This is a genomic window from Streptococcus sp. SCPM-O-B-23252 (M501) (genome assembly GCF_058200355.1).
The window spans coordinates 68,785-89,016 of the sequence record NZ_JBYQGS010000001.1 but is presented as its reverse complement, the minus strand read 5'-3'; the positions used below and the strand labels follow the sequence as shown (position 1 = coordinate 89,016).

The following is a 20,232-nucleotide window of genomic DNA, read 5'->3' as shown; positions in this document are numbered from 1 at the left end:
GCGTGCCTGATTAAAAGGCACGACTGACTCTTTGCTTATTTAAAGGTCACAATTGTCGCTCCGCTTCCTCCTGCATTTTGAGGGGCGTACTCGAAGCTTTTGACATGCTTATTGCGACGGAGGTACTTGGTAACTCCTTCCCGGATGACCCCAGTTCCGATACCGTGGATGATATCGACTTGGGCCATATTATTGAGAAGGGCTTGGTCGATAAAGCTGTCCAATTCTTCCATGGCTTCCTCATACCGTTTGCCACGAAGGTCCAAGCGAGCCCGAGGCCCATTGGCGTTGGAACGTTTGACTACGTGGACCTGGCGTTTTTTCGGTTGTGAAGCATCTTTGTCAGCTTTTAACAGATTAAATTCTTTTTCTTCCAAGGTCATCTTGATCAGTCCCACTTGGGCTTCCCAGCGACCATCCTTGAGCTGCTTAGTAAGACTTCCTCGTTGCCCATAGCTAATCACCAAGATCTCGTCTCCGACTTTTGGAGCACGGGCTTTCTTAACCTGTTTCAAGACCTTGTTTTTCGATAGGTCGACCGTTTCTGGGGCCAATTTCTTCAACTGAGACTTGGCCTCAATAATTTCATGGGGCTTGAGTTGCGATTTGGCATGAAGACCTTGTAAGATCTGATCGCTCTCTGCTAGAGCAAGATCCACAATTTCTTGCGCTTCTTTACGCGCCTTGTTGAGCTCTGTTTCCCGCTCTCGGGTCAACTCATTGTACAATTTCTTGAGGACGCGGTTGAATTTCAGATTTTCCTGTTCAACATCTCGGATGGACTCGAGTCGTTTGCGACTTTCTAGGGTCTGAGCTTCCAACTTTTCAATGATGCGGTTGACATCCCGATCCTGATTGGTCAACCCCTGCGCTTGACGAACAATCACTTCTGACAAGCCTAGACGACGCGCGATTTCAAAGGCATTGGAACGTCCTGGTACCCCCTGCATAAACCGATAGGTCGGACGCAGGCTGTCCGTATCAAATTCCATGCTGGCATTTTGAACACCCAGGGTCTCAATCCCATAGGCCTTAAGTTCTGGATAGTGGGTAGTTGCCATGGTCTTGATCCCTCGTAAGCGGAGATCTTCTAGGATGGCGATCGCCAGTGAAGCCCCTTCCTGAGGATCTGTTCCAGCACCCAACTCATCCAGCAAGACCAAGGATTCCTCATCGACCTGCTCCAAAATAGAGACAATATTGGTCATGTGACTGGAGAAGGTAGACAGGCTCTGCTCGATCGACTGCTCATCTCCGATATCAGAGAAGATTTGCGTGAAGACAGCCACCTTACTCCCAGCGTCAGCTAGGACTGGCAAGCCCGACTGGGCCATTAATTGGGCTAGTCCCAGGGTCTTGAGCATGATGGTCTTCCCACCCGTATTCGGTCCGGTAATAACAATCTCTGTGAGGTCTTTTCCAAAGTGGATATCATTGGGAACAGCCTTCTCAATCAAGGGATGGCGCACCTGCAAGAGCTGAATCTCCCCTTGATCTGACAAGGTTGGAATAGTCCCTTTTCGGTCCTGTAAAAAGCGATGTTTGGCCCGAACGAGGTCAATATGACCGATCAGCCAAGCATTGTTTCGGATTTCCCCCGCATGAGGACGAAGGAGGTTTGAAATTTCTTCCAAGATCCGGAGCATCTCGAAGCGTTCATCTGCACGATGGTTCGCAATTTCTTCATTAAGATTGACGACCGCCCGAGGTTCGATATAGACGGTATTTCCACTAGCTGAAATATCGTGCACCACACCGGCAATCCGATTGCGGTAGGTGTTTTTGACTGGCAAGACATTTCGTCCATTCCGACTCGCTACGACCTGATCAGCCAGCATTTCGGACTTGGTCTTCAACAATTCTTGTAGAATGTCTCGCACTTGGTGTTCATTCTCTTGAATCCGTCGACGGATTTTAGCCAAGATTTCACTGGCAAAGTTTTCAATAAATCCTGCCTCATTAATGGCATGGAGACTTCCCTGCAACTGAGGCAGATCGACTAGATTTTCAAATATCCGATCCAGTTTTTCCAAGCGGACATTTTCTAATTCATCATAAAAATTTCGCAATTCATGGGTCACGCGCAGGACTTTCTTCACCGCTAACAATTCATCGATATTGAGCGATGTTTCTAGTTCTAAACGCTTGGTCACTGGACGAATTTCTTGGATGGTGGGCACGCTAAAGTGCGGATGCTCCACAAATATCTGAGCCATATCCGCCATTTCAAGAAAGGCGGTTTCAATTGCTTCTTTTTTTGTAAGTGGGGCTAATTCCTGCAACTCCACTTCGCCCTGCTCCGTTTGCAAATAGGGCTCTACTAAGTTTTTGACTTTTTGAAACTCTAAGGTTTCGAGAATTTTTTGATTCATGTTTCTCCACAACAGAAAAGGAGGCTGATTTTGGTCTGAGCCTCCCCTTCCTTTCTATAATAACTCTCATGAACTGTTAGACATGATGAGAAGTGATTACGCACCTAAGATTTTTACAACCCAAAGTTGTTTCAAGAGGCCTGCTGTAAGGGGGCTATGCTGCACCATAAATCGAATGAGGAAACTTCCATGAAGTCGATCTTGAATGGCTGCCATGGGGATGGTTGACAAAATCGTGAATCCCATTTGCAGAACAAAGTAGGTTACTAGGACAGCTAGCACACCACTGGCAATCTGAAACGGATACTCCTCCCATTTTTCAGGCGTTGGAATCAAGGGAATAAAGAGTCCAATCACTCGACCTATCGCATAGACTAAAACAAACAAGATGAAGTAAGCCAAACCAGCGTAAAAAACTTTGTCTAAGTGAAAGAGTTGGTCTGCACCATAAAAATAGCTTTTTGAAGCTTGTGTTGCACTCGAAAATGGAATCCATAGACTAATGGTTTTTGCCAAGGACTGATAGCCTGATCCTGCGACCAACATGGCCACAATCATGGTTAAAAAATAATATCCTTGAAGCAAAATCCCTCGTGAATACCCAATATAAAAACTCCAAGCTAGGATGAATAAAATCAGGATTGAAAACATGCAACTCCCCTTAATTAGATGATCTACCGACTAGGCCATCTAGGGCCTTGCGACGAAAATCTTCCAATTCTTTTTCCTTATCGTCAAACTCAATCTCACGACTCAATTGTGTTGACAAACTATTGATTGCTAGTAAAATGGCCAGGGTCTCATCATCAGCAGCTGGCATTTGTTCTTTAATCGCTTCATATTTTTCTTTCGCGACCCGTTCAACCTCTTCCATAAAGAGATTATCATGATTGGTTGTAAGAGTCAGCGATTTATTACCGAAAGTAAATTTGTATCTATTTAAGCTGGACATAAAAATCACCTCACGATATTATATCAAAATATAGCCCGCTTGTCAGTAGGAAAATCCCCTTCCCATAGGAAATACTGGACACTAGGGCCACGGTTTAACTTTTTTCGACTCAAGCGTGATACAATAGAGAAAGTAGGAAAGGACGTGTAAAATGACTATCTATGATTTCACTGTAATGGCCCAAGATGGGAGCCCCTTCTCCCTCGAAGCATATCGAGGCCAAGTACTCCTCATCGTCAATACAGCAACAGGTTGCGGGCTTACGCCTCAATACCAGGGATTGCAAGAGCTCTATGAGCGCTACCATGACCAAGGATTTGAAATCCTTGACTTTCCATGCAATCAATTTATGGGCCAAGCGCCGGGTAGTGCGGAGGAGATTAATCAATTTTGTAGCCTCCATTACCAAACCAGCTTCCCACGCTTTGCAAAAATAAAAGTCAATGGGAAAGAAGCCAGCCCCCTCTACCAATGGTTAAAAGAACAAGCTAGTGGTCCCTTGGGCTCCCGCATTGAATGGAATTTCGCTAAATTCTTGATCGATCGCCAAGGCCAAGTCATCCACCGCTTCTCTTCAAAAACCGATCCTCAAGCAATTGAAGCAAGCCTAAAAGAAGTTCTTTCAGACTAAATTCGATTGGTCTTTTTCTGGCCTTTCATCTAGCTTTTATGATACAATAAGGGCTATGGAAACAATTACATTGTCCCCTCAAAATGAGGACATCCAAGCATTTGTTCGTCAGCACCAAGACCACCTGCTACCTTCAAAAAATCCTTATATCCGTTATTTTTTCAAGGCACCTGGTGCAACCATTTCGATTTACACATCAGGAAAGGTTGTCCTACAAGGTAGTCAGGCGACGCGCTATGCTGCCTTCTTCGGTTACCAACAAGATCCGATAGACCAAGCACTTGCCAGACAAGACTTCCCCTTAATCGGAACGGATGAAGTTGGAAACGGTTCTTACTTTGGAGGGCTTGCCGTCGTGGCTTCACTGGTCAGCCCGGAGCAACATGCCCGCTTAAAAAGTTTAGGAGTTGGGGATTCTAAGACCTTAGATGATCGAAAAATTCGAGCTCTCGCACCGATCCTCAAACAAGAAATCCCGCATCAGGCCTTACTGCTGACACCTAAAAAATACAATCAGGTCATCGCCTCTGGCTACAATGCGGTATCTGTCAAGGTTGCTCTTCACAATCAAGCCATTTTTTTGCTCTTGCAACAAGGGGCAAAAGCTCAAAAGATTGTAGTCGATGCCTTTACGACCAAGAAAAACTATGATCGCTATGTTCAAGCAGAAGCGAATCAGGTCCCACAAGTCGTCACCCTAGAAGAGAAGGCCGAAGGAAAATACTTGTCAGTAGCTGTGAGTTCCATTATTGCCCGTGACCTCTTCCTCCAAAATCTGGAAGATTTGAGTCAAGAACTCGGCTACACCCTTCCTAGTGGGGCTGGTGCGCCCTCAGACAAGGTAGCTGCTCAACTATTAAAGGCCTATGGCATTCAAGCCCTTGACTACAGTGCCAAACTTCATTTTAAAAATACAGAAAAAGCAAAAAAATTGATAGAAAGATAAAGCATGAAACGTTCAAAAAAATCAACTAATCCAGTCCGTTCTTTCCTGAAAGAATGGGCGCTCTTCGGCCTCATTATTGGAGGCATTATTCTCTCTCGTATTTATCTGTGGACGCCTGTCCGTGTCGATGGCCATTCTATGGATCCGACCTTGGCAGATAGTGAATACCTTCTCGTTATCAATAAACTGCCTATCGACCGTTTTGATATCGTGGTCGCTAGTGAAACAGAAAATGGAAAAACCAAAGAAATCGTTAAACGGGTCATTGGACTCCCTGGTGAAACCATCGAGTACAAAAACGATGTCCTCTATATCAACGGCAAAGAAACTGACGAGCCTTACTTGAAAGACTACATTCAAAAATTTAAAGAAGATAAATTGCAATCAACCTATTCTGGGAAAGGGTTCGAAGAAAATGGAGAGCTCTTCCGCCAAATGGCACAGATTGCCGAAGCTTTCACCGTTGATAAAGATGGAAGTGCGACCTTCACGAAAAAGCTCTTGGATGATGAGTATCTACTCCTTGGTGATGATCGAATCGTTTCAAAAGATAGCCGCCAGGTGGGGGCTTTCAAGAAGGAACAAATCAAAGGGGAAGCCGTCCTTCGCCTCTGGCCACTCCTTCCATTCCAGACTTATTAACCCATGATGAGGTTGGGACTCTTGTTCCAATCTCTTTCAATATCTTCATGAGAGATAAGCTCTCTCAGACCATTACTTAAAAGGAAACTCTGCATGGAATACTATTTCTCAGGAACCATTGAGCGGGTCATTTTTGAAAATCAAAGTAGTTTTTTCCGTATCTTATTGTTGGATATCAATGATACAGATACAGAGGACTATGATAACTTTGAAATTATCGTTACTGGAACGATGGCAGATATCGTCGAAGGGGAAGATTATACCTTCTGGGGAGAGCTGGTCCATCATCCGAAATATGGCCAACAGTTGCAAATGAATCGCTATGAACGAGCCAAACCCACTAGCAAAGGCTTGGTGAAATACTTTTCTAGCGACCATTTTAAAGGGATCGGACTCAAAACGGCCCAAAAAATCGTGGATCTCTATGGTGAGGATACCATTGATAAAATTCTGCAAGCACCTGAAAAGCTAGCCTCTATCTCCGGACTTTCTAAAAAGAATCGCGAGGCCTTTGTCGAAAAACTACAGCTCAACTATGGTACGGAACGAGTCCTCGCCCAACTTGCTAACTATGGCATCCCTAATAAACTAGCCTTCCAAATCCAAGATTTCTACAAGGAAGAAACCTTGCAAATCGTTGAATCGGCTCCGTATCAACTGGTCGAAGATATTCAAGGAATGGGCTTTAAAATTGCCGACCAATTAGCAGAAGAATTAGGGATTGCCAGTGATGCACCTGAACGCTTCCGAGCAGGACTGGTTCATAGTCTTTTAACCCTCTCCTTAGAAACAGGGGACACTTACGTTGAAGCCAAAGCATTGCTCCAAGCCACCATCCAACTCTTAGAAGCATCTCGTCCAGTCGAGCTCGATCCAGCCAGCGTCGCCCAAGAATTGGCCAGTCTCATTGAAGAAGACAAGGTGCAAAACATTGACACCAAGATTTTCAACAACAGCCTCTTCTTTGCGGAAGAAGGGATCCGAAGCCATATCGGTCGCCTGCTAGAAAAAGGAAAGCAAGAATCTTTCGACCCAGAAAAAATCGAACAAACGATTGATGACATTGAAGATGAACTCCACATCCACTACGACCCCATCCAACGGAAGGCTATCCAAGAAGCCATCCAGCAAAAGGTCTTCGTGCTAACAGGTGGACCAGGAACGGGAAAAACAACTGTTATCAATGGGATCATCGGGACCTACGCCCTCCTGCACCAATTGGATCTTCGCAAGAAATCTCAATTACCGATTCTCTTAGCCGCTCCAACCGGTCGAGCAACCCGTCGAATGAGTGAACTGACGGGTCTTCCGAGCGCCACCATTCATCGTCACTTAGGAATGACGGGAGACGACGACACAAGTCACTTGGACGATTATCTCGATGCGGATTTTATCATTGTCGATGAATTCTCTATGGTGGATACTTGGCTGGCCAATCAGCTCCTCAGCAATATCTCCTCCAATACCAAACTCTTAATTGTTGGTGATGCTGATCAGCTTCCTTCTGTGAGTCCTGGACAAGTCTTGTCCGATCTCCTACAGATCCCCAGCATCCCTCAAGTCAAACTGGAACATATCTTCCGTCAAAGTGAGGATTCGACCATCGTCACTTTGGCCAGTCAGATTCGCAAAGGCCACCTACCTTTAGATTTCACAGAGAAAAAACCTGATCGTTCCTACTTTGAAGCGCCGAGTGAGCTCATCGCTCCCATGATTGAAAAAATCACCAGCGCTGCCCTTCGCAACGGCATTCCGGCCCGAAACATCCAGGTCCTCGCTCCGATGTATCGAGGTTCTGCAGGCATTGATCAAATAAACAGTCTCATGCAAGACCTCCTCAATCCATTAGAAACGGATGCTCTATTCTTTCAAGCACTGGACTGTCAGTATCGAAATGGTGACAAGGTCATCCACCTGGTCAATGATGCCGAAAGCAATGTCTTTAACGGAGATATTGGCTACATCACCGACCTCTTGCCAGCTAAGTATACCGAATCCAAACAAGATGAACTCACCATCCAATTTGATGGCAATGAATTGGTCTACCCCCGCAATGAATGGTACAAGATTCGCCTGGCTTATGCCATGAGCATCCACAAGTCACAGGGAAGCGAATTTCCTGTGGTCATCCTTCCTCTGACCAATCAGAGCCGCCGCATGCTCCAGCGCAATCTGATCTACACAGCCATTACCCGTTCGAAAAGCAAACTCATCCTCCTGGGAGAATACACTGCATTTGACTTTGCGACAAAGAATACCGGAACCGCTCGAAAAACCTATCTGATTGAGCGTTTTTCGGATGGGATTCCTCAAGGTAGAGACTGTGCCTCACAGAGCCCTGTCCACCTGGAAGAGCCCATTAAAAAAGCTGAGCCCCAAAGGGAGCCTGTCTCAATTGAAAACCACTCTGACCCACCTGCTTCCCCAACTTCTCAACAAGGCTATCGATTAACAGAGGACAACTACTTAAGCATTGATCCCATGATTGGCCTCACAGAGGAAGAAATTCAACAGTTCTTCAAAAACTAGCTAAAAATTCCCCGTAGGTCAAGTATACCTACGGGGTTTCTTCTATTAGAGATCCTGCATATGATTCCTGAGACTCGGAAGAAAAATTAGTGAGGGTCACCCCTAAAAGGCGAATACCTGAGGAGTTACTTTCTAGGCTCTGGTAGAGCTCCTGGGCAAGTCTCTGAATGACTTCAGGGTCTCTGGTTGCTTCCTCTAAACTTCGTCTCTTGGTCAAGGTCGTAAAATCGGCATAACGAATCTTTAGCACCAAGGTCTTACCAATTTTCTGATGCTTGGCCAAACTGCTCGCTACCTTTTCAGATAGGTTGGTTAATTCTTTTAGCACATCATCCTCGGCCACCAGCAATTTTCGATAGGTGCGTTCCTTCCCAATGGACTTGCGAATGCGATTGCTCTTAACCGGACTATTATGAATCCCCCGAGCCTTTCGATAGAGATCAAAACCAAAACGACCGAAGTGATCGATGAGAGTCATTTCCGGCACTTCTAAGAGATCTGCACCAGTATAAATTCCCAAATCATGAAGTCGCTCCACTGTCCGTTTCCCCACACCATGAAACTTAGCAACATCCAGCTGACTTAAAAAGTCTTGAGCTTGCTCGGGTAAAATGACGGTCAGTCCCTGAGGCTTCTGGTAATCACTGGCAATTTTTGCTAGAAACTTATTGTAGGAAACTCCGGCAGAAGCAGTTAGGTGCAATTCATTCCAAATAGCATGCTGAATCAAGCGAGCTACCTTGACAGCAGACTGAAGACCAAGCTTATTGTTGGTCACATCCAGATAGGCTTCATCAATGCTCATAGGCTCAATCAGATCGGTGTAGCGTTTAAATATTTCTCTGACTTGGAGACCGACTGCCTGGTACTTCTCGTAGTTTCCAGGGATGAAAACTGCCTGAGGACACCGTTCATAGGCCTCTTTGGAACTCATAGCCGAATGGACACCATATTTTCTGGCTTCGTAATTACAAGTCGACACCACTCCTCTTCCGCCAGACAAACGGGGATCATGGCCAATAATGACAGGCTTTCCCTTCAATTCAGGATGGTCACGCTCTTCAACGGACGCAAAAAAGGCATCCATATCGATATGAATGATTTTACGGCTCGTATCATTGACTAAAGGAAATATGAGCATGGGCAACCTCCTCTTTCATTATATCCCTATCAACGATTTTTTCCTACTAATTTTCACTTCTCCCAAGACAAAAATATAATACAGTTTATCCATATATCCCCTTCTGTATTATAAAAGAATCCAAAATCTTTTTGCTATTCCCTTTGTGAAACCGATTTCCATATGGTATACTACTATTGTAAGTGCAACAGATTTGTTGCTAGAAAGACAAAAGAGGATTTAAACATGGTTGTTAAAACAGTTGTTGAAGCACAAGACATTTTTGACAAAGCCTGGGAAGGCTTCCAAGGTGAAGACTGGAAAGAAAGAGCCAGTGTCTCACGCTTTGTACAAGCTAACTACACTCCATATGATGGAGACGAAAGCTTCCTAGCTGGCCCAACAGAACGTTCACTTCACATCAAGAAGATTGTTGAAGAAACAAAAGCACACTACGAAGAAACTCGTTTCCCATACGATACTCGTCCAACTTCTATCGCTGATATCGCAGCTGGATACATCGACAAAGAAAACGAAGTGATCTTCGGTATCCAAAACGATGAATTGTTCAAATTGAACTTCATGCCTCGTGGTGGTATCCGTATGGCGGAAACTACTTTGAAAGAAAATGGATATGAGCCAGATCCAGCTGTGCATGAAATCTTCACTAAATATGTAACAACAGTTAACGACGGTATCTTCCGTGCTTATACTACAAACATCCGTCGTGCACGTCACGCTCACACAGTAACTGGTCTTCCAGATGCATACTCACGTGGACGTATCATCGGGGTTTATGCTCGTTTGGCCCTTTACGGAGCTGACTACTTGATGGCTGAAAAAGCAAACGACTGGAACGCGATTACTGAAATCGATGAAGAATCAATCCGTCTTCGTGAAGAAGTAAACCTTCAATACCAAGCACTTCAAGAAGTTGTTAAATTGGGTGACCTTTATGGTGTAGACGTACGTCGTCCTGCCTTCGATACAAAAGAAGCAATCCAATGGACAAATATCGCCTTCATGGCTGTCTGCCGTGTGATCAACGGTGCTGCTACTTCTCTTGGACGTGTGCCAATCGTTTTGGATATCTACGCTGAACGTGACTTGGCTCGTGGTACTTACACTGAATCTGAAATCCAAGAATTCGTTGACGATTTCGTTATGAAATTGCGTACTGTTAAATTTGCTCGTACAAAAGCTTACGACCAATTGTACTCAGGTGACCCAACCTTCATCACAACTTCTATGGCTGGTATGGGTAACGACGGACGTCACCGTGTTACTAAGATGGACTTCCGTTTCTTGAACACTTTGGACAACATCGGTAACTCTCCAGAACCAAACTTGACAGTTCTTTGGACTGACAAATTGCCATACAGCTTCCGTCGCTACTGTATGCACATGAGCCACAAACACTCTTCTATCCAATACGAAGGTGTAACAACAATGGCGAAAGACGGATACGGTGAAATGAGCTGTATCTCATGTTGCGTATCTCCACTTGACCCAGAAAACGAAGAACAACGCCACAACATCCAGTACTTCGGTGCTCGTGTAAACGTGCTTAAAGCTCTTCTTACTGGTTTGAACGGTGGTTACGACGACGTTCATAAAGACTACAAAGTATTTGACATCGATCCTATCCGTGACGAAGTTCTTGAATTCGAATCTGTTAAAGCAAACTTCGAAAAATCACTTGACTGGTTGACTGACACTTACGTAGATGCTTTGAACATCATCCACTACATGACTGATAAGTACAACTACGAAGCTGTTCAAATGGCCTTCTTGCCAACTCACCAACGCGCTAACATGGGATTCGGTATCTGTGGATTCGCTAACACTGTTGATACTTTGTCAGCAATCAAATACGCTACTGTTAAACCAATCCGTGACGAAGATGGCTACATCTACGATTACGAAACAATCGGTGAATACCCACGTTGGGGTGAAGATGACCCACGTTCTAACGAATTGGCAGAATGGTTGATCGAAGCTTACACTACTCGTCTTCGCAGCCACAAACTTTACAAGAATGCAGAAGCTACAGTTTCACTTTTGACTATCACTTCTAACGTTGCTTACTCTAAACAAACTGGTAACTCACCAGTCCACAAAGGGGTATACCTCAACGAAGATGGTTCTGTGAACACAAGCAAATTGGAATTCTTCTCACCAGGTGCCAACCCATCTAACAAAGCTAAAGGTGGATGGTTGCAAAACTTGAACTCACTTGCTAGCCTTGACTTTGGTTACGCAGCTGACGGTATCTCACTCACTACTCAAGTGTCACCTCGTGCTCTTGGTAAAACTCGTGACGAACAAGTAGACAACTTGGTAACTATCCTTGATGGATACTTCGAAAACGGTGGACAACACGTTAACTTGAACGTTATGGACTTGTCAGACGTTTATGAAAAGATCATGAGCGGTGAAGACGTTATCGTTCGTATCTCTGGATACTGTGTAAACACTAAATACCTCACTCCAGAACAAAAAACTGAATTGACACAACGTGTCTTCCACGAAGTTCTTTCTATGGATGATGCATTGAGCTAAGATTCAAATAGATTTTTCAAACCAGTCGGAAACGGCTGGTTTTTTCTTGTCCTGTCTTGACTAAATCCGTGGTAACACTAGTACAAATCAGTGAAATTTTGATATAATGGAAGCAATCTATTAACAGAACAGGAAGAACAATGGAAGCGTCTAAAGATATGGACCGCGTGATTGATGTCCTCATGTTGGCAGGAACCCTCCTTTTAGAGAGTGGTTCTGAAATCCATCGGGTGGAGGATACCATGATCCGGATTGCTCATTCTCAAGGAATCGATGATTGCAATGCCTTAGCGATGCCAGTCGCTATTTTCTTTTCAATCGAAAATGCCAATATCACGCGGATGAAGCGGATCCTGCGGACCAATTACAATATCGAGAAGGTCTGTGATGTCAATCAGATTTCTCGCCAATTAGTCTCTGGGCACATCAATCTCGAAGAAGCCTACCAAGCCTTGATCCAATTGAAGCAGAAGGCAGTGCCTTATACCAATCTACAGTTAACCATTGCGGCTACTCTAAGTGCTCCTTTTTTCTCCATTATGTTTGGCGGGAATTTTTATGATGCGATAGGAGCAGGTATTGCGACTGTCTTTGCCTATGCTTTCTCTCTAGTAGTTGAGAAATACGTGCGCATCCCTTTTGCCACTGCTTTTGCGGCAGCCTTTGTCTTTGGCTTTTTGGCCCATATTTGGGCCCGCTATAGTGGTTTTCCTTCCAATACCGATCTCATAATTGCTGGTTGTGTCATGCCTTTCGTTCCTGGGATTGCCATGACCAATGCCGTCAGGGATCTGATGAACAACCACCTCAACTCTGGGATGAGTAAACTCTTTGAGACCCTGCTCATTACTCTTGCCCTTGGTGCCGGAACGACCGTCGCTCTTGTCCTTATGAAATAGAATCATGAATCTAATCGAATTTTTAATCCAAGCCGTGGCGAGTTTGATTGCCATCATTACCTTTTTAATCGTCCTCAACGTGCAACGTTCCATGCTACTCCCTGGAGGAATTTTAGGGATGGCTATTTGGTTGCTCTACTATATCTTGAAAGGACCTACCAATGTTATCATTGCGACTTTTATCGCCGCCATTGTCGGTTCTTGTATCAGTCAAATTTTAAGTATCATCTACAAGACGCCTGTCGTTGTCTTTATGCTAGCTATTCTCGCTCCTTTGGTTCCTGGATATATTTCCTATCGGACCACCTCCTTCTTTGTTAGTGGCCAATATCAGCAAGCCGTGACCAGTGTGACCCTAGTTGTTATTCTGGCCTTGGTTATCTCTATCGGGATGGCTAGCGGGTCTGTCGTCTTGAAACTCTACCATTCTTACCAACGCCATCAAAAAAGAAAAATGACCAATGCCAACTAGCATTGGTTTTCTAAATTTTTATATGTAATCGCTTGCATTTTTATTTAAAAGGAGTACAATGATAGTGAAAAAAACAAATCCTTTAAAGTATGCGAGGTGTTGCATGATGGGAAACAAGTATATCAAGTATCTCCCTTGGGGGATTTTAGGAGCAATCAACTCCTATCTAGAAGCAACTAACTATGCACGCAATTCATTTGACCTGTTCTTTCTGACCTTGAACTTTCTGATTGTGTACATCGCTATACTCGTCTTCTACGAAAATGTTCTAAAAGATAAATGCAAAGAACTCTTCATACGGGTTATGAGTAACCCTAAGAAAGATAAGCAAGCATAAGAGTTGAAAAGGCTGGGACAAAAGTCCTAGCCTCTCAATTGTTTTTGGATTGTCGAGCAAGACGCAGTGGTTGAGTGGGCTCTACTACGCTGATTTCATCAGCTTTTACAGCCCTACTCAACTGTGCGGAGGTGGGACGACGAAATCGAATTCTAACGAATTACCGATTTCTGTCCCACTCTCTTTTGTTTTTCGTCCTCTTTTTTTCAAAAAATCCCCTTGCCCAACTCGGTCCTAAGAATGATTTCCAAACTGTTCTGGCTTTTTCAAGGGAGTTTTGCTCTCAAATATGGTAAAATAGTAACGAAATATACTAGTAGATATCAAATTAAAAGAGGTTATTTATGACAATCGGTATTGATAAGATTGGATTTGCGACCAGCCAGTATGTCTTGCGCTTAAGTGAGCTAGCGGCTGCTCGAAATACTGATCCAGAAAAACTCAGTAAAGGGCTCTTATTGAAAGAACTAAGTATTGCCCCTATTACAGAGGATATCGTCACACTTGGAGCAAGTGCCAGCCATAGTATTTTAACCGAAGAAGAAAAAGAAGAAATTGATATGGTTATCCTGGCGACCGAGTCAGGAATTGATCAGAGTAAGGCTGCTGCTGTTTTCGTTCACGGTCTCCTAGGAATCCAACCCTTTGCTCGGAGCTTTGAAATGAAGGAAGCCTGCTATGCTGCAACGGCCGCTTTGGACTATGCTAAACTTCATGTTGAAAAGTTCCCACAGAGCAAGGTCTTGGTCATTGCAAGCGATATTGCAAAATATGGGATCGACACCCCTGGAGAGCCGACTCAAGGAGCTGGATCTGTCGCTATGCTGGTGACGCAGAACCCACGTATCCTAGCCTTTAATGATGATAATGTTGCTCAAACCCGAGATGTCATGGATTTCTGGCGTCCCAACTACTCCAGCACACCCTTTGTCAATGGGATTTATTCGACCCAACAGTACTTGGATTGTCTGAAAACAACTTGGATAGAGTATCAAAAACGGACTGGTTTGACCTTGGATGATTTTGCGGCGGTCTGCTTCCACCTTCCTTATCCCAAGCTCGCCCTCAAGGGCTTAAAAAAGATTCTTGACAAGAGTCTTTCTCCTGAGAAACAAGCCCAATTGCAATACAATTTTGAACAATCCATTCTCTACAGCCAAAAGGTTGGGAATATCTATACAGGTTCCCTCTTCCTAGGTTTGCTTTCTCTCTTAGAGAATCAGCCTCAACTAGTGGCTGGCGACCGCATCGCCCTCTATGGATATGGAAGTGGCGCAGTCGCTGAAATTTTTAGTGCTCACTTAGTCGAAGGATTTGAGCAAATGCTCCATCCAAATCGTATGGCAGAATTGGATCAGCGAAAAGCTCTTACGATTGCCGAATATGAGAAGATCTTCTTTGAAGAGGCACAATTAGATGCTGAAGGCAATCAAACCTTCCAAGGTTACCAAGATCAAACCTATGCCTTATCAGAAATCAACGAACACCAACGAACCTATGTAAAGGTAGAACACCATGGTTAAATTAACTGGTTTTTCAAAAGCAAGTCCAGCAGAGCGCATCGAGAAACTGGCTCAGGCCGGACTCCTTTCAGAAGAAGGTCTACAAACAGTAAGGGACAATGAAACATTGCCCCTTTCTCTTGCCAATGAAATGGTCGAAAACGTCCTCGTCACCTTGGCTTTACCCTTTGGTCTGGCTCCTGGCTTCCAGATAGATGGTCAGGAAATCCAAGTCCCAATGGTGACGGAAGAACCTTCTGTCATCGCTGCTGCTTCTTACGCTGCTGGACTAATCAAGCGCTCAGGTGGGTTTCAGACCCAGGTTCACAAGCGTCAAATGATCGGTCAAGTGGCTCTCTATGACGTTAGCCATAAAGAAAAGGCCAGTCAGGCGATTACAGAAGCTAAAGAAGAACTGCTCCAACTGGCCAATCAAGCCTATCCTTCCATCGTTAAACGGGGAGGTGGGGCACGAGATCTCTGGACAGAGGTGAAAGGGGACTTTCTCATTTGCTACCTGTCTGTCGATCCCAAAGAGGCCATGGGGGCTAATATGCTCAACACCATGCTAGAAGCCCTGGTCAACCCTTTAGAAGATTTATCCGAGGGGCAGGGATTAATGGCTATTCTGTCTAACCTAGCGACAGATGCCCTGGTCACGGCAAGTTGTCACATAGACTACCGCTTCCTCAGTCGCGATCCCAAGGAAGCGGCCGAAATCGCTCAGAAAATAGCTCTGGCCAGTCAATTAGCGGCTGTTGATCCTTATCGAGCAGCGACTCACAACAAGGGAATTTTCAATGGTATCGATGCTGTCGTCTTAGCAACTGGGAATGACTGGCGGGCGATTGAAGCGGGTGGCCATACCTATGCTAGTCGATCTGGACAAGCTCAAGGACTATCTAGTTGGATAGCTCATCCAGATCAGCAAGTCCTAGAAGGTCAGCTGACCCTTCCTATGCCTATTGCTACCAAGGGAGGCTCCATCGGACTCAATCCAAGTGTTCAAGTGGCTCATGACCTGCTTGGAAATCCCGATGCCCAAACTCTTGCGCGGATCATTGTTTCTGTTGGCCTGGCTCAAAACTTTGCAGCGCTTAAGGCCTTGGTCAGCACCGGTATTCAGCATGGGCATATGAAACTCCAGGCTAAGTCACTCGCCCTACTTGCTGGCGCTAGTCCGTCAGAGGTAGCTCCAGTGGTCCAAGCCCTACTAGAGGACAAGCCCTTTAACCTGGAAAAAGCCCAAGCTGTTTTAGAGGAAATTCGTCAAAGTAAGTAAAAAATCCTTCCGTGTAAACGGAGGGATTTTTGCTAGTTTCTTCAAGTTAATCATGGATGGAAGAGATTTGTTCGTGTCCTTCTTTTACTCGTCCGTAAAGAATATAGGGAACCTTTCTTAAATCGGCAATTGTCTGACAAGAAAGGGCACACATAATCAGGCGTAAATCCTCTTTCCAAGCATTGACTTGGGCGATGGCCTCGTCAATCGGCTTTGTCTCTACCAATTCTAAAATGGTCCGAGAAAGACCGACCCCCTTGGCTCCTAGAACCAGTGCCTTGATCATATCCAAGGGATGACGAACGCCACCAGAGGCGAGAACCTCGACCTGATCCATCAGTGGTTGAGCCCCAAGTAGGGCTTGGACCGTTGTTTGTCCCCAGTCATTGAGATAGGAGCGATTGCCTCCCCGACGGTTTTCGATATAGGCAAAACTGGTCCCACCTCTACCAGAGATATCAACGGTCCTGACACCTAGTTCGATGGCTCTTTGGATAGTTCTGGCATCCATACCAAAACCGACCTCTTTTAGCACCAACGGTACTGGTAATTGCTTTGCATAGTCTGCTAAATGGTCTTGCCAGTTTCTAAAGCTTCGTTCCCCTTCAGGCATGAGAAGTTCCTGCATGAGGTTGACATGGAGTTGGAGAAAGAGAGGCTGGGTCTCCTCAATCGTCTGTAAGCCCAGTTCAAGCGGTTTGTCAATCCCGATATTGGTCGCAAAGAGAAGGTCCGGATAAAGGTCCTTGACTCGATAGGAGCTGTCCTGGGGATCTTTTAAAGCTGCACTATAGGACCCCGTCACAAAGAGAATGCCACAGGCTTCTGCCACCTGGGCTAACTTCCGATTGATGTCTCCCCCCTTGGCACTGCCACCTGTCATGGCATTAATATAAAAAGGGTAGTCCCAGTCACGACCCGCAAAATGGGTCGTCAAATCCACCTGATCTAAATCGATAGTTGGTAAAGAGGAATGAATCAACTCAACCTCATCAAAGCTATTGTAACCTGGAGTTTGCTCCAAGGCCAAGCGAATATGTTCATCCTTTCGGTTGGTCGTCATACTCTCCCATCCTTTCTGCATATAATAAATCAATCCCTGCTTCTTGCCAGCGTCTGACGATTGTTTGGGCAGCAGCCTCCTCAAATGCGAGGGCGATCCCACAATCTCCTCCTCCAGCGCCACTGGATTTTGCAATGACCGCTAGTCCCTCTTCTGCCCTCTTTAATTGGGCCAGTTTTTTGGTATAAATCACCTCATTGAGAGATCGAAGTAAGTCACTAGCCCGACTGATAGAAGACCAGGCCAAGTCTCGGTCTGCCTCTTGAAAGGCCACTAAGAGGTCTTGTACAGCCTGCTCCGTCCCCTCTAAGAAGACAGGATCAATAGCTGAACGAACCTGGTTAATCAAGTCTCTTGAAATAGCAGGTTCCTGGGTCCAGCCTACTAAAAAAGTATAGGACAACTGAGGGGCAAGAGGCAGGATTTCATATCCCCAATCCAGGGCTAAGATCTGGTTTAAATCCTGATCTTGTAATTGCTCAGCCAGTGCCCGTCTGTCAAAAGAGCGGTAGCTAACCAAGCCTTCATAGGCAATACAAGCTAGGTCTCCCATGGACCCATTATCTCCACGTCGAATCAAGACCAAACAGGCCAAACGAAAGAGCAAATCTGCTGACAGGGGAAAATCATAAAGAGCTGCCATGGCTTTGAGGGTCAACAAGACCACACTGCCACTAGAGCCAATTCCGAATTTCTTACCCTCTCGCTCAAATTTCCCCCCAATACGTAAATCAAAGGGAGCAAGTGCCACTCCTTGTGACTGGAGGTAGGCGTTCATTAAATGCACGGTTTCTTGGATCAGGGCATAGTCTGCCTGCGGAGCCAAATCAACCGCAAAGGAAAACATGTCCGACTGAATCCGATAAGTAGATGACGGTTGAATTTCTGCCTGCATGTAAATGGGAATAAACTGAATAATGGCTGTTTGTCCCGGGGTTAAGATAGAATATTCCCCAGCGATATACAGCTTCCCACCTGCTCGAACTGCTTTCTTATTCTTCATGGGATAGATCCTTGGTCTTGGAAACAATGATACGATAATCTTGTTCAAAAAGTGGAACTAACTGGTCCAGATCCTCTTCTAGAAAGAGAACCTTCACATTCGGTCCTGCATCCATGGTGAAGTAGCACCGTTTCCCTTCGTTACGAAGAGAGCGCACAAAATCCATGGCCTCATAGCTCTTTTCCGTCAAATAGGAGAAGGAGGGGCTAGCAGTCTTGGTTGTAGAATGCATAAGAAGAGCATTCCGTTCGGTCAATTCCCCTACTTTTTCAAAGTCATTGTCCTTCAGGTAAGCCAGCATATCTTGGTAATCTTGAGCTGACTGACGGATCCATTCTTGGAAATTGCTAGAGGTTTCCGTGCACCGCTTCATCCCTTCCCGACTGGAAAGAATTTTTTGTTGGTCGTTTAACACCAGCATAATCATCGCCAGTTTGAGATCCGTTTCCACCTGGTAGATTGCTCCAGTATCCTTGTCCCAAGCCGCTATAGGGCCAAAGAAAGAACGGGAAGACGAACCGGAAGCAAACTTAGCCGCTTGAGCTTGTTCTGCCTGCGTCATCCCCAGTTGGTAATAGCGATTGCAGGCTTTTACCAAGGCAGATAGACCACTGGAACTAGAAGAAAGCCCTGCAGCTGTCGGCATGTTGTTGCTGGTATCAACCCTCACAAAGCCTGTTTCCCCTTCTGGTTTAAAGCGGTCGATGACTGCTCCGATCTTGGCCTGCTCCGCTTCATTTTGGAAGACCCCATCAATATAGAAAGCATGGGCCTTGGCCTCAGGACCCAAAGGACTGAGTCGCGTCTCCGTATACATATTTTCCAAGGTCAAGGAAATGGAACTAGTTGATGGCACCATGGATTCACTGTTTTCCTTGCCCCAATACTTAATAATGGCGATATTGGCATACGATTTTACACTTACAGGCTTTCGATCCATAACTCCTCCACTCCTTTATTTCTTAGTTCTTTTGCGATGATTTCTGCTTGTTCTTGGTCTGCAGCAAGGGCAATGATACAACCACCGAGCCCACCACCGCTCATCTTGGCTCCCAAGGCTCCACTCGCTAAGGCTAATTCCACCAATTGATCCGCTTCTGGACAACTCACTCCCACTGCCTGCAAATGATGATGGCAGTCTGTTAAGATACGTCCCAAGGTGAGAGCATCTTTTTGAGCAAGAGCTTTTTCCGCCTGCTCGGTAAGGAGCCCGATTTCATGGAAACTAGCAAGAGCCGCTGTTCCCATATCTTTGACTTTCTGAATGGCTTCTTTGGTATGGCCACGGATACCTGTATCTGCAATGACCAGCTTGGCACCCAAATCAACTTCTAACTCACTAAAACCGACGTTGCGAATGAATTTAATCGGCTGATCACTTAGGCAAGTCTTGGCATCTAGCCCACTTGGATTCATATGGGCAATCATTTCTGCTCGATTAACCAAGATTTCCAAGGTTTCTTGGCTCAAATCTCGCTTGAAGTAATCAAAGACCGCTCGAATTGCTGCGATACTGACAGCAGCCGAGGATCCCATCCCCCGCTGAGCTGGAATCATGGAGTCAATCCGGCAAGCGATGGCTGCCTTCTCGATCCCCAAATACTCTAAGGAAGCGTAGACTGCCATCGATAAGCTGTCATTCTCAAAAAGGACCCACGGACGCTCCGCAGGTACAATCTGACAAGTGACCTGAATGTGAAGGAGGGGCAGGGCAATGGCTGGATAGCCATAAACAACCGCATGCTCTCCTATTAAAATAATCTTGCTATGTGCCTTGCCGACACCTATCGATTTCGTCATACGTCTCTCAGTTATCTTCATTCTTTTCTGCTATAGATTGCTAGATACAATCTTCTCTCTTTCCATTTTAATATAAAAAAAGAAAAAAAGCGATGGCTAAACCACGCTTCTTTCTCCGTC

Annotated in this window: 18 protein-coding genes; 10 read left to right on the top strand and 8 right to left on the bottom strand. The window is 45.3% G+C overall.

The features are described 5' to 3' along the window. Nucleotides 1-35 precede the first annotated feature (35 nt). From AC3E6G_RS00385 to AC3E6G_RS00375, 3 genes are all read right to left on the bottom strand, one after another. The gene (locus AC3E6G_RS00385) at nucleotides 36-2,372 is read right to left on the bottom strand and encodes an endonuclease MutS2 (RefSeq protein WP_490700238.1); all 2,337 of its coding nucleotides are present in this window, start codon (nucleotides 2,370-2,372) and stop codon (nucleotides 36-38) included. Between the two features lie 96 nt (nucleotides 2,373-2,468). Then, the gene (locus AC3E6G_RS00380) at nucleotides 2,469-3,023 is read right to left on the bottom strand and encodes a CvpA family protein (RefSeq protein WP_048688423.1); all 555 of its coding nucleotides are present in this window, start codon (nucleotides 3,021-3,023) and stop codon (nucleotides 2,469-2,471) included. Nucleotides 3,024-3,033: 10 nt separating this feature from the next. After that, nucleotides 3,034-3,324 (bottom strand): cell division protein ZapA, encoded by a 291-nt coding sequence (locus AC3E6G_RS00375; RefSeq protein WP_023024429.1) that lies wholly within the window; start codon nucleotides 3,322-3,324, stop codon nucleotides 3,034-3,036. 151 nt (nucleotides 3,325-3,475) lie between these two features. On the opposite strand from AC3E6G_RS00375, the gene AC3E6G_RS00370 reads away from it, so the two are divergent. The 4 genes from AC3E6G_RS00370 (at nucleotide 3,476) to recD2 (ending at nucleotide 8,072) form a co-directional block, all read left to right on the top strand. Continuing rightward, on the top strand, nucleotides 3,476-3,955 hold the full coding sequence (locus tag AC3E6G_RS00370; RefSeq protein ID WP_490700237.1) for a glutathione peroxidase: 480 nt from the start codon (nucleotides 3,476-3,478) through the stop codon (nucleotides 3,953-3,955). A gap of 55 nt (nucleotides 3,956-4,010) precedes the next feature. Next, a complete protein-coding gene (gene rnhC / locus AC3E6G_RS00365; protein WP_490700236.1) occupies nucleotides 4,011-4,901 on the top strand; it encodes a ribonuclease HIII in 891 nt (296 codons plus the stop codon). A gap of 3 nt (nucleotides 4,902-4,904) precedes the next feature. Next, nucleotides 4,905-5,543, top strand: coding sequence for a signal peptidase I (lepB, locus tag AC3E6G_RS00360; protein WP_048715187.1), 639 nt, complete (start codon nucleotides 4,905-4,907; stop codon nucleotides 5,541-5,543). A 93-nt stretch (nucleotides 5,544-5,636) separates the two neighbouring features. Beyond that, on the top strand, nucleotides 5,637-8,072 hold the full coding sequence (gene recD2, locus AC3E6G_RS00355; RefSeq protein ID WP_490700235.1) for an SF1B family DNA helicase RecD2: 2,436 nt from the start codon (nucleotides 5,637-5,639) through the stop codon (nucleotides 8,070-8,072). A gap of 28 nt (nucleotides 8,073-8,100) precedes the next feature. On the opposite strand, the gene dinB is transcribed toward recD2, so the two are convergent. After that, nucleotides 8,101-9,213 carry a DNA polymerase IV gene (gene dinB, locus AC3E6G_RS00350; RefSeq protein ID WP_195611103.1) on the bottom strand — a complete coding sequence of 371 codons (1,113 nt, stop codon included), beginning with the start codon at nucleotides 9,211-9,213 and terminating at the stop codon, nucleotides 8,101-8,103. A 225-nt stretch (nucleotides 9,214-9,438) separates the two neighbouring features. Between dinB and pflB the strand changes: the two genes are divergently transcribed. The 6 genes from pflB to AC3E6G_RS00320 all read left to right on the top strand — a co-directional run bounded on the left by pflB (nucleotide 9,439) and on the right by AC3E6G_RS00320 (nucleotide 16,246). Next, entirely contained in the window at nucleotides 9,439-11,754 is a 2,316-nt protein-coding gene (gene pflB / locus AC3E6G_RS00345; protein WP_048688403.1) for a formate C-acetyltransferase, read from the top strand. Nucleotides 11,755-11,894: 140 nt separating this feature from the next. Beyond that, nucleotides 11,895-12,653 carry a threonine/serine exporter family protein gene (locus tag AC3E6G_RS00340; RefSeq protein WP_048688400.1) on the top strand — a complete coding sequence of 253 codons (759 nt, stop codon included), beginning with the start codon at nucleotides 11,895-11,897 and terminating at the stop codon, nucleotides 12,651-12,653. 4 nt (nucleotides 12,654-12,657) lie between these two features. After that, a complete protein-coding gene (locus AC3E6G_RS00335; protein WP_048688397.1) occupies nucleotides 12,658-13,125 on the top strand; it encodes a threonine/serine exporter family protein in 468 nt (155 codons plus the stop codon). 106 nt (nucleotides 13,126-13,231) lie between these two features. Further along, the gene (locus AC3E6G_RS00330; RefSeq protein ID WP_061564813.1) at nucleotides 13,232-13,462 is read left to right on the top strand and encodes a hypothetical protein; all 231 of its coding nucleotides are present in this window, start codon (nucleotides 13,232-13,234) and stop codon (nucleotides 13,460-13,462) included. 344 nt (nucleotides 13,463-13,806) lie between these two features. Beyond that, nucleotides 13,807-14,985, top strand: a complete 1,179-nt coding sequence (locus AC3E6G_RS00325; protein WP_490700234.1) for a hydroxymethylglutaryl-CoA synthase — start codon at nucleotides 13,807-13,809, stop codon at nucleotides 14,983-14,985. Next, on the top strand, nucleotides 14,978-16,246 hold the full coding sequence (locus AC3E6G_RS00320; protein ID WP_490700233.1) for a hydroxymethylglutaryl-CoA reductase, degradative: 1,269 nt from the start codon (nucleotides 14,978-14,980) through the stop codon (nucleotides 16,244-16,246). The genes AC3E6G_RS00325 and AC3E6G_RS00320 overlap by 8 nt, the downstream gene beginning before the upstream one ends. A gap of 46 nt (nucleotides 16,247-16,292) precedes the next feature. Here the strand turns inward: AC3E6G_RS00320 and fni are convergent, their stop codons facing one another. The 4 genes from fni to mvk are packed head-to-tail and all read right to left on the bottom strand — an operon-like array spanning nucleotide 16,293 to nucleotide 20,112. Continuing rightward, the gene (fni, locus tag AC3E6G_RS00315; RefSeq protein WP_490700232.1) at nucleotides 16,293-17,309 is read right to left on the bottom strand and encodes a type 2 isopentenyl-diphosphate Delta-isomerase; all 1,017 of its coding nucleotides are present in this window, start codon (nucleotides 17,307-17,309) and stop codon (nucleotides 16,293-16,295) included. After that, nucleotides 17,287-18,312, bottom strand: a complete 1,026-nt coding sequence (locus AC3E6G_RS00310) for a phosphomevalonate kinase (RefSeq protein WP_048789988.1) — start codon at nucleotides 18,310-18,312, stop codon at nucleotides 17,287-17,289. Before AC3E6G_RS00310 ends, fni begins: the two co-directional genes overlap by 23 nt. Continuing rightward, complete coding sequence (gene mvaD, locus AC3E6G_RS00305) at nucleotides 18,302-19,252, bottom strand: diphosphomevalonate decarboxylase (protein ID WP_490700231.1); 951 nt, start codon at nucleotides 19,250-19,252, stop codon at nucleotides 18,302-18,304. The genes AC3E6G_RS00310 and mvaD overlap by 11 nt, the downstream gene beginning before the upstream one ends. Next, entirely contained in the window at nucleotides 19,234-20,112 is an 879-nt protein-coding gene (gene mvk, locus AC3E6G_RS00300) for a mevalonate kinase (protein WP_048789986.1), read from the bottom strand. The genes mvaD and mvk overlap by 19 nt, the downstream gene beginning before the upstream one ends. Between the last annotated feature and the right edge of the window lie 120 nt (nucleotides 20,113-20,232).

Excerpts from the sequence above, each read along its gene's own strand:
- AC3E6G_RS00340 (WP_048688400.1), top strand. The coding sequence starts at position 11,895 with ATGGAAGCGTCTAAAGATATGGACCGCGTGATTGATGTCCTCATGTTG.
- mvaD (WP_490700231.1), bottom strand. The coding sequence starts at position 19,252 with ATGGATCGAAAGCCTGTAAGTGTAAAATCGTATGCCAATATCGCCATT.
- AC3E6G_RS00330 (WP_061564813.1), top strand. The coding sequence starts at position 13,232 with ATGGGAAACAAGTATATCAAGTATCTCCCTTGGGGGATTTTAGGAGCA.
- pflB (WP_048688403.1), top strand. The coding sequence starts at position 9,439 with ATGGTTGTTAAAACAGTTGTTGAAGCACAAGACATTTTTGACAAAGCC.
- AC3E6G_RS00380 (WP_048688423.1), bottom strand. The coding sequence starts at position 3,023 with ATGTTTTCAATCCTGATTTTATTCATCCTAGCTTGGAGTTTTTATATT.
- lepB (WP_048715187.1), top strand. The coding sequence starts at position 4,905 with ATGAAACGTTCAAAAAAATCAACTAATCCAGTCCGTTCTTTCCTGAAA.
- fni (WP_490700232.1), bottom strand. The coding sequence starts at position 17,309 with ATGACGACCAACCGAAAGGATGAACATATTCGCTTGGCCTTGGAGCAA.
- AC3E6G_RS00310 (WP_048789988.1), bottom strand. The coding sequence starts at position 18,312 with ATGAAGAATAAGAAAGCAGTTCGAGCAGGTGGGAAGCTGTATATCGCT.
- rnhC (WP_490700236.1), top strand. The coding sequence starts at position 4,011 with ATGGAAACAATTACATTGTCCCCTCAAAATGAGGACATCCAAGCATTT.
- AC3E6G_RS00335 (WP_048688397.1), top strand. The coding sequence starts at position 12,658 with ATGAATCTAATCGAATTTTTAATCCAAGCCGTGGCGAGTTTGATTGCC.
- AC3E6G_RS00385 (WP_490700238.1), bottom strand. The coding sequence starts at position 2,372 with ATGAATCAAAAAATTCTCGAAACCTTAGAGTTTCAAAAAGTCAAAAAC.
- recD2 (WP_490700235.1), top strand. The coding sequence starts at position 5,637 with ATGGAATACTATTTCTCAGGAACCATTGAGCGGGTCATTTTTGAAAAT.
- dinB (WP_195611103.1), bottom strand. The coding sequence starts at position 9,213 with ATGCTCATATTTCCTTTAGTCAATGATACGAGCCGTAAAATCATTCAT.
- AC3E6G_RS00375 (WP_023024429.1), bottom strand. The coding sequence starts at position 3,324 with ATGTCCAGCTTAAATAGATACAAATTTACTTTCGGTAATAAATCGCTG.
- mvk (WP_048789986.1), bottom strand. The coding sequence starts at position 20,112 with ATGACGAAATCGATAGGTGTCGGCAAGGCACATAGCAAGATTATTTTA.
- AC3E6G_RS00370 (WP_490700237.1), top strand. The coding sequence starts at position 3,476 with ATGACTATCTATGATTTCACTGTAATGGCCCAAGATGGGAGCCCCTTC.
- AC3E6G_RS00320 (WP_490700233.1), top strand. The coding sequence starts at position 14,978 with ATGGTTAAATTAACTGGTTTTTCAAAAGCAAGTCCAGCAGAGCGCATC.
- AC3E6G_RS00325 (WP_490700234.1), top strand. The coding sequence starts at position 13,807 with ATGACAATCGGTATTGATAAGATTGGATTTGCGACCAGCCAGTATGTC.